An 8,313-nucleotide genomic window follows, 5' to 3' on the forward strand; every position below is an offset into this window, starting at 1 on the left:
CGATGATCGGGGATATGAAAGGCAAGGGACTCGCATTGCTGCAGGCCGAGATGGGGCGGCAGGGCACTGATGCGATCGCCTCGCTGGCCTCGAACGGAGCAATAGCGGCCGAACTGGCTGCCAGCATCGCGCGCACGGGTGAGCTTGTTCTGGTCGGTATGGGAGCATCTCACCACGCCAACCGCATGGCCGAAACCGCCTGGCGGCGGCTCGGCGTCGATTGCCGCGCTGAAACGGCCGGCGATATGTTGCTCCAGGGCTTGCCGGTGCAGCCGCATACAATCGTGCTGGTTTCGCAATCTGGTGAATCCGGGGAAATCCTGCAGTTGCTGGATCTTCTGTCACGCCGTGCCGACTCGTTCGGCATGACACTGGCACCGCAGGGCACGCTCGGACGGACCTTGCCATGCCTCGTCGGTGCCGGCGGACAGGAGGTGGCCTTCGCGGCAACACGGAGCCTTACAGTCACGCTTGCCCTGCATGCAGCGGTTCTGGCCGCAGCGGGGGGCGAGATCGACGGCTTTGCGGCTGCTCTTGCCACGTCGCCTCACCCTTTCTTAGACGAGGCCCTCGATGCGCTGGCAGACAAGAGTTCGGTCATCATCGCCGGGCGAGGCGAATTGCGGGGCCTCGCCGAAGCCAACGGTCTGATGCTGATGGAATTGGCTCGCATTCCGGCATTCGGCTTCGAATTCGGCCAGTTCCGCCATGGCCCACTGGAGGCACTGACGCCGGATCTTGGCGTGCTTCTGCTGCGAGGGCCGGGTCCGCTCGGCGCCGGTACGGCGACGCTTGCCAAAGCGGCGCTCAGCGCAGGGGCCGTGCCGGTGATCTTCGATTGCAGCGGTCAAACGCCGATCGAAGGGGCCGTGACCGTCGCATTCTCCCGCAACGAGGGGCTCTCCGCAGTCGCTGCGATGCTGCCTTCGTTGCAAGAGCTCATCATCGCCGTTTCCGGCCGCAAGGTTGCGGGTGTCGGTGAACCGGTGCGATCGACGAAAATAACCGGAATTGACCATGAAGCATGAACGCCTGCATCGGCCCGATGGGCCATCCATCCATGTCATAGGCGGCGTCATGGTCGATCTTATCATGGGGCCGGTGACACCCTGGCCGCGACCCGGAACGGAGACCTTCGTCGACCATTCGGAGTTGCGGGCAGGCGGGCCTGCAGGCAACACAGGGCTTGCACTCAAGGCACTCGGTGTGCCGCATCACATCGTCTGCAATGTCGGAAACGACATGTTCGGCGCCTGGCTGGTGGAAACCTTCGGCGAGGTCGCCCACGGCTGGCCCAAGGTGGGAACCCCCACGGCGCTGTCGGTCGGTGTCGAGCATCCGGGTGGCGAGCGGTCATTCCTCACCACCGCGGGCAATCTTGCCGTGCAGACGCCTGAGAGCATGCTGGCCATGCTGCCGGAGCAAGCTACTGCCGGTGACATTGCGCTGCTGACCGGCTCGTTCCTCTATCTCGACCTGATCGCTTCCTTTGACGCTATGCTGGCGGCGATTTCAGCGCGGGGGTTCGCCGTGGCGTTGGACACAGGCTGGCCATCACATGGCTGGACGGATGCGATCAAGGCACACACCACGGCCTGTCTCGCGCATTGCGACCACGTGCTGTTGAACGAGATCGAAAGTCTTTCCTTGTCGGGCGAGAAGACCGTCGAGGCTGCTGCGGGATGGTTGGCGAACCACGCCAAGCCTGGTGCGATCGTTGTTATAAAACGGGGTGGAGAGGGTGCTGCTGCCTGGCGAGATGGCATCGTCACGCGTGTGCCGGCGCCCGCCGTCCAGGTGATCGACACCACGGGTGCTGGTGACACATTCAATGCAGGTTATCTCGGTGCCCTGCTGGACGGTGCCTCGCTGGAAGAGGCGCTGCGTGCCGGCGTGGCGGTGGCCTCCGCAGCAATTGCTTCCTCGCCGCGGCGTTACGTTTCGCTCGACGTGGCACTGAGCTGAATTCTTCTCTGCGTTGATGCCTTGACATGCCGGCCAAGCCCAGACTTGTTGAGCGGAGATACAGGCCCGATTGTTGGTCTGCTGCCGACAAGGAAAAGCATGCGCGCGGCCAAGGGGAAGGCAAAAAGCGACAAGAGTGCCGAGAAGCTGAAGCCCGCCGAGCGCCGAGCTGGTTCCAGCGTGCACGCACATGTCGCCAACGAGATCGGTCTCGCCATCGTGCGCGGCGATTATCCACCCGGAACCATCTTGCCCAATGAAACGAAATGGGCGGAAACCTTCAATGTCAGCCGCTCGGCGGTGCGCGAAGCCATCAAGATGCTGATGGCCAAGAGCCTGCTCGCGTCACGTCCAAAGGTCGGCAGCCGGGTCGAGCCGCGCGAGCGCTGGAACCTGCTCGACAGGGATGTGCTGGGTTGGTACGCGACCTCGCCCGATCGCGGGGCGTTCCTGCGTACGGTTCAGGAGTTTCGTCACCTGATCGAGCCCGAAGCTACGGCGTTCGCCGCAATGCGCCGGACGGAAGAGCAGATGGAGGAAATCTCGCGTGCATGCCGGGAAATGAACAGCGCCGAAACGCTGGAAGACCGCACGCGCGCCGACACGCGGTTCCACCTTGCCATCCTTCGGGCATCCGGCAACGACCTGCTGGTGCCGCTTGGTGTTTTGATAGAGCAGGCTTTCGACCATTTGTTCGTGCATGTGACGCGGGAAGGTGACGATCTCGAGACTGCCCAGAAACTGCATGAACTGATCGAGAAGAACATCCGTCTGCGACGCCCGGATGCCGCGCGTGCCGCGGTCCGAAAACTGCTCGCCAACACCGATCAGGTGGTGGGGCGCGAACCTGAATGAGCCTCAAGACATGACTCGCCGTCCGAATGTACTGCTGATCTGCGCCGACCAGTGGCGTGGCGATTGCCTGTCAGCGCTTGGCCATCCCAATGTACGCACCCCGAACCTTGACGCTTTGGCCGCGGGCGGGATGTTGTTCAAGAAGCATTTCGGTCAGTGCACGCCCTGCGGCCCTTCGCGCACCAGCCTGCTGACCGGGCTTTACCTGATGAACCATCGTTCCGGCCGCAATGGCACGCCGCTCGATGCGCGCCACACCAACATCGCCTTGGAAGCCCGCAAGGCTGGCTATCGGCCTGCGTTGTTCGGGTACACCGACACCAGTGCCGACCCGCGCAATGTCGACGCCAATGATCCGTCGCTCAAAACCTATGAAAGTGTAATGCCGGGGTTTGAGGCGGCTCTGCACCTACCCGACGAAATGGAAGAATGGATCGCGGATCTTCTCGCCAAAGGCTACGACCTGCCTGATGGCCGGGCGGGCGTCTTCCGCCCGAAAGCCGATTTCGACAAGCCGGACGACCGTGGTTTCCGCTACATCCCGACGATCTATCCGGCGGAACACAGCGAAGCCGCATTCCTGACTGACGCCTTCCTGAAATGGCTTTCGGTGCGGCGCGACAGTCCATGGTTCGCGCATTTCGTGTTCCTGCGGCCGCATCCGCCGCTGATCGCACCGGAGCCCTACAATGCCACGGTTGATCCGGCGGATGTGGTCCTGCCGGCGCGCGCGCCGAGTCTTGCCGATGAAAAGCGGCAGCATCCGATGCTCGCCTATGAATTGGATCGGGTGAGCGTTCCCGGTGCCTATGACGAGCACAGCCCATTCGATCCGGTTTCGGCGAACGAGTTGGAAATTCGGCAGATGCGGGCGACCTATTACGGGCTGATCGCCGAAGTCGATCACCATCTCGGCCGCATCATCGAACACCTGAAACAGACCGGCGAGTATGATCGTACGCTGATCGTCGTCACCAGCGATCATGCCGAAATGCTGGGTGAGCATCATGCATGGGGCAAGGAGGTCTATTTCGACGGCGCCTTCCATCTGCCACTGGTGATCCGCGACCCGCGAACGGCTGCAGACGGTGCGCGCGGCTCGACGGTGGACGCCTTCACGGAGGCCGTCGACATCATGCCGACCATTCTGGATTGGCTTGGGCTGGAAAAACCACGCGCTTGCGATGGTCGCTCGCTGTTGCCGCTCCTGCGTGGCGAAAAGCCCGTCGATTGGCGGGACGCAGTCTTTTTCGAGCACGATTTCCGCACAGTTGCGACACAGAAGGCCGAGACGACGCTTGGCATCACGTCCGACCAATGCAACTACGCGGTCATACGCGACAACCGCTACAAATATGTGCATTTCGCCGCCTTGCCGCCGCTGCTGTTCGATCTCGTCGCGGACCCGCATGAGACAACCAATCTGGCTGATCGGCCGGAAATGGCATCGACGGTGCTGCGCTGTGCGCAGAAGATGCTCGACTGGCGGCTGACCCATGCGGAGCGCACGCTGACCAATATGATGATCACCCAGAATGGTGTGGTGTCGCGGCCCTGACAGCATTTCTGGCATCAATTTTTGATCCAGCTTGGCGCTGCCGGTCCTGGGTATGGTGAAGGATAAGTGCGGGCACTGCCGTAACGGAGCCCGCCATGACCCAGCATCCCATCCAGTCGGCAGACGCTACCTCCGTGATCGATGGCCGCGAAGCCTGGCTGAGGCTCGCCGTCTCCATCGTCTTGGGTACGATTGGTGCCGTCGGCATGTGGGCAGTCGTGGTCGTCTTGCCTGCTGTGCAAGCTGAATTCGGTGTCGACCGCGCCGATGCATCCCTGCCGTATACGGCGACAATGATCGGTTTTGCCGCCGGCAACGTGCTGGTCGGACGTGCCGTCGATCGCATGGGATATTGGATGCCAGCGCTGTTATCCTCGCTGGCGCTCGCTGCAGGCATGATCCTGGCGTCCTTTGCCGGCTCGATCCTGCAGTTCACGCTGGCGCAAGGAGTTCTCGTCGGCTTCGGCACGGCTGCGATCTTCGGACCGCTGGTCGCCGACATCTCGCATTGGTTCAACCGGCGTCGTGGGGTGGCCGTTGCTGCAGCGGCTTGTGGCAACTATCTGGCCGGTGCGTTGTGGCCTGTGGTGATGCCGCCGCTCATCGCTGCCGAGGGATGGCGTTTCACCTATCTGGTCATCGGCATCTTCTGCCTCGTCACCATGATCCCGCTGGTTCTGATGATGCGGCAGCCCGCGCCGCGCGAAGCGTTCACCGGTTCGCATTCTTCGACTGCTCGCCGCGTACAGCCGATCGCGCTGTCACCCGCAATGCTGCAAGGTCTGCTGATCGTCGCGGGTTTCGGCTGTTGCATGGCGATGGCGATGCCGCAGGTGCATATCGTCGCCTATTGCATGGATCTCGGCTATGGCGTGGCGCGCGGCGCCGAGATGCTGTCGATCATGCTTGCCGGCGGTGTCGTCAGCAGACTGGTGTCCGGTTTCGTCGCCGACCGCATCGGCGGTATCAAGACGCTGCTGATCGGCTCGGCGCTGCAATGCCTATCGCTATTCTTCTACATCCCGTTCGATGGGCTGGCGTCGCTTTACATCGTATCGCTGGTGTTCGGTCTTTCCCAGGGTGGCATTGTGCCGTGCTACGCTATCATCGTGCGTGAATACATGCCGGCGACTGAAGCGGGCCAGCGCGTTGGGCTGGTCATCATGGCCACGATCATCGGCATGGCCGTGGGTGGCTGGAGTTCGGGCTGGATCTACGATCTTACCGGTTCTTACGCTGCCGCCTTCCTCAACGGCATCGCCTGGAACGTTGTGAACCTGGCTGTGATGGTGCTGGTCTTGTGGCGGGTAGGGCGGCCTCGGCCCGCAACCGCGTAACCGCCCGATACACCGGACTGTGTTTCGCTGTCAGTTAGATTGGGACGAGAGTTCCAGCGGATAGTCGTCGTTGTCGGCGTCACGCATCGCCGCGAGGCTGCGATTATCCAGTACGTCGGCGATTGCCTGGCGCACTTCAAGCATCATGTGGCGGACTTCGCAGGTTTCCTCATTGCAGTCCTCACAGCGCTGGTACTGCGTCCGGCTAGCGCAAGGGATCGGTGCCAGCGGCCCGTCCAGCACGCGCACGACATGGCCTATCTTGATCTCGGCCGCCGGACGAGCGAGGCGGTAGCCGCCATCCTTGCCCTTGCGGCTCTGCACGAAGCCGGCATTGCGCAACTCGCCAAGGATCGCGTCGAGGAACTTCTTGGGGATGTTGTTGGCGACCGCGATGTCGTTCACAAAGGCCAGTTGCCCAGCCGGCATCCGCGACAGATGCACCAGGGCTTTGAGCCCATACTTGCCTTTTTTGGTGAGCATGCCTGTCACTGCCTGAGCCGCAATCCGATCAGCCGTTTGCCGACTGTTTGTGCGCAAATCATGGCGAAACGACCAGCCAGGACGCACGCGAAGAGAATAGAGTCCAGTTTGTCGATATACAATGAAAAGAGCGTTGATTTTCCGTGCATTTTCGAAACGCGAACAGTTGTGCTGCAAAAGTGGCACTATCGTCTCGCGGAAACGAAAAAGCCGGCTTGCGCCGGCTTTTCCAGAAATTGAATGTCAACGGCATCAGCGATTGCCGTAGATCTCGTCCAGCAGAGCGTCTTCGGCGAAATGGTCCTTCTGGACTTTCTCCCAGCCGCCGAACGCCTCCTCGACCGTGACCAGCCGTACTTCGGGGAACTTGTCCTTGAATTCGGCTGCGACCTTTTCATCACGCACGCGCAGTCCGTTTTCGGCTTCGATCTTCTGGCCTTCCGGCGTGTAGAGGAAGTCGAGATAGGTCTTGGCGAGTTCGCGGGTGCCGTGCTCGTCAGCAACCTTGTCGACGATGGCGACCGGGAATTCCGCCAGCAGGCTGACCGACGGAACGACCTGCTGATACTTGTCGGTGCCGTATTCGCGCGCGATGCCCTGCGTTTCCGACTCGAAGGTGATCAGCACGTCGCCGATGCCACGTTCGGCGAAAGTGGTGGTTGCAGCACGACCGCCGGTATCGAACACCGGCACATTGGCGAAGATCTTGGCGACGAACTCCTTGACCTTGGCTTCGTCGCCATTGAACTTCTCCTTGGCGTAGGCAGTGGCGGCCAGATAGGTGTAGCGCGCGTTGCCAGAGGTTTTCGGGTTGGGGAAGATGACCTGGACGCCGTCGCGCGCGAGATCATCCCAATCCTTGATGTTCTTGGGGTTGCCGGCCCTGACCAGGAAGGAGGGCAGGGAGTAGAAAGGCGAGGCGTTGTTGGCGAAGTCCTTCTGCCAGTCTGCCGAGACAAAACCCTGCTTGACCAGGAAGTCGACATCCGGAACCTGGTTGAAGGTCACGACGTCCGCGCCAAGACCTTCGACGATCGAGCGTGCCAGCTTCGAAGTCCCCGCATGCGACTGGTCGATGGTGATGCCGGGGTGCTTTTCGATGAAAGCCTTGTTGACCTGAGCGAACAGTTCGCGACCGACGTCGTACGAAGCGTTGAGCAGCTTCTCGGCGGCAGAGGCGGGCACTGCTGCGAGGACCAAGCCGGCCAGCGCAACACCGGCGAGCGAAAGGCGTTTCATGAAAGGACTCCGTTGGAAAAATATGCTGCAGGAGCCCTTAGATTAGAACTTGATACCACAAAGACGAGGAATGCCGGTCTGTAGGCATTGTCGGAAATAGAAAAACCATCCTGGATGTCGGCGTTTCCGGAATGGTTTTTCTGTATTTCTTGCGAAGTGGCTGCGGCAGCTAGTTTCCTGCGCCGTTTGCGGGAAAGAGCTTCCAGCGGCTTGGCCGGAACGCGATGCGGCTCTTTTGTGCCGCGATATGGTCGACGGGGAGTTCGATCTCAACACGCTGGCGTTCGCCGCCAATCTCCAGTTCGACGCGCCGGGTGCCCGCGACGCGGCGGCTGGCGGCTACCGTGCCTGCAATGCAGCCGCTGCAGCCATCGAGCAGTTCGATGTCGTGCGGACGGAAGTAGAGCAAGGCATCACCGGGCGGGTGGTTCGGCGCCGAAAGGCCGATCGGCCGGTCGGCGACCCAGACCTGGCCGTCAGTGATCCTGACCGGCAGCGAGCTCGACTCCCCGATGAAGCCGAAGACGAAGGGCGAGTTCGGCGTGTCATAGACCTCGTCGGCGGTGCCGATCTGTTCGATCTGCCCCTGGCTCATCACCACCACGCGATCGGCCAGCTCCAGCGCTTCTTCCTGGTCATGGGTGACGAAGACGGTGGTGTGGCCCGTGGTGTCGTGGATTTCGCGCAACCAGCGGCGCAGTTCGCGGCGCACCTGCGCATCAAGGGCCCCGAAAGGCTCGTCGAGCAGCAGCACCTTCGGTTCGATCGCCATGGCGCGGGGGGGGGCGGCCCCCCGGGGGGGGGGGGCGGGGGGGGGGGGCCGGGGGCGGCGGGTGTCGAGCGAAAAAGAGGGCAAGAAAAGACCACACCACCCCC

Annotated in this window: 8 protein-coding genes; 5 read left to right on the forward strand and 3 right to left on the reverse strand. The window is 62.0% G+C overall.

Annotated features, from left to right (window positions below; all coding sequences use genetic code 11):
• Window positions 1–2 precede the first annotated feature (2 nt).
• The 5 genes from L4923_RS22500 to L4923_RS22520 all read left to right on the forward strand — a co-directional run bounded on the left by L4923_RS22500 (window position 3) and on the right by L4923_RS22520 (window position 5,715).
• Entirely contained in the window at window positions 3–1,028 is a 1,026-nt protein-coding gene (locus L4923_RS22500; RefSeq protein ID WP_239369332.1) for an SIS domain-containing protein, read from the forward strand.
• Entirely contained in the window at window positions 1,018–1,965 is a 948-nt protein-coding gene (locus tag L4923_RS22505) for a carbohydrate kinase family protein (protein WP_239369333.1), read from the forward strand. Before L4923_RS22500 ends, L4923_RS22505 begins: the two co-directional genes overlap by 11 nt.
• An 81-nt stretch (window positions 1,966–2,046) precedes the next feature.
• Window positions 2,047–2,820, forward strand: a complete 774-nt coding sequence (locus L4923_RS22510) for a FadR/GntR family transcriptional regulator (RefSeq protein ID WP_425530992.1) — start codon at window positions 2,047–2,049, stop codon at window positions 2,818–2,820.
• Window positions 2,821–2,830: 10 nt separating this feature from the next.
• Window positions 2,831–4,378: an alkaline phosphatase family protein gene (locus L4923_RS22515; RefSeq protein WP_239369335.1), complete on the forward strand. Its 1,548-nt coding sequence runs from the start codon at window positions 2,831–2,833 to the stop codon at window positions 4,376–4,378.
• A 95-nt stretch (window positions 4,379–4,473) separates the two neighbouring features.
• Entirely contained in the window at window positions 4,474–5,715 is a 1,242-nt protein-coding gene (locus tag L4923_RS22520; RefSeq protein WP_239369336.1) for an MFS transporter, read from the forward strand.
• A 30-nt stretch (window positions 5,716–5,745) separates the two neighbouring features.
• Here the strand turns inward: L4923_RS22520 and L4923_RS22525 are convergent, their stop codons facing one another.
• From L4923_RS22525 to L4923_RS22535, 3 genes are all read right to left on the reverse strand, one after another.
• The gene (locus tag L4923_RS22525) at window positions 5,746–6,198 is read right to left on the reverse strand and encodes an RrF2 family transcriptional regulator (protein WP_129414143.1); all 453 of its coding nucleotides are present in this window, start codon (window positions 6,196–6,198) and stop codon (window positions 5,746–5,748) included.
• A gap of 252 nt (window positions 6,199–6,450) precedes the next feature.
• Window positions 6,451–7,437 (reverse strand): sulfate ABC transporter substrate-binding protein, encoded by a 987-nt coding sequence (locus L4923_RS22530; protein WP_239369337.1) that lies wholly within the window; start codon window positions 7,435–7,437, stop codon window positions 6,451–6,453.
• A 169-nt stretch (window positions 7,438–7,606) separates the two neighbouring features.
• A partial coding sequence (locus tag L4923_RS22535) for a sulfate/molybdate ABC transporter ATP-binding protein (protein WP_239369338.1) occupies window positions 7,607–8,313 on the reverse strand: 707 nt, incomplete at its 5' end.

The organism is Terribium retamae, from assembly GCF_022347545.1.
Lineage (GTDB): Bacteria > Pseudomonadota > Alphaproteobacteria > Rhizobiales > Rhizobiaceae > Mesorhizobium > Mesorhizobium retamae.

What these genes read in the sequence shown, in the direction of transcription:
- L4923_RS22500 (WP_239369332.1), top strand. Translation starts at nt 3, where the DNA reads ATGATCGGGGATATGAAAGGCAAGGGACTCGCATTGCTGCAGGCCGAG.
- L4923_RS22505 (WP_239369333.1), top strand. Translation starts at nt 1,018, where the DNA reads ATGAAGCATGAACGCCTGCATCGGCCCGATGGGCCATCCATCCATGTC.
- L4923_RS22515 (WP_239369335.1), top strand. Translation starts at nt 2,831, where the DNA reads ATGACTCGCCGTCCGAATGTACTGCTGATCTGCGCCGACCAGTGGCGT.
- L4923_RS22520 (WP_239369336.1), top strand. Translation starts at nt 4,474, where the DNA reads ATGACCCAGCATCCCATCCAGTCGGCAGACGCTACCTCCGTGATCGAT.
- L4923_RS22525 (WP_129414143.1), bottom strand. Translation starts at nt 6,198, where the DNA reads ATGCTCACCAAAAAAGGCAAGTATGGGCTCAAAGCCCTGGTGCATCTG.
- L4923_RS22530 (WP_239369337.1), bottom strand. Translation starts at nt 7,437, where the DNA reads ATGAAACGCCTTTCGCTCGCCGGTGTTGCGCTGGCCGGCTTGGTCCTC.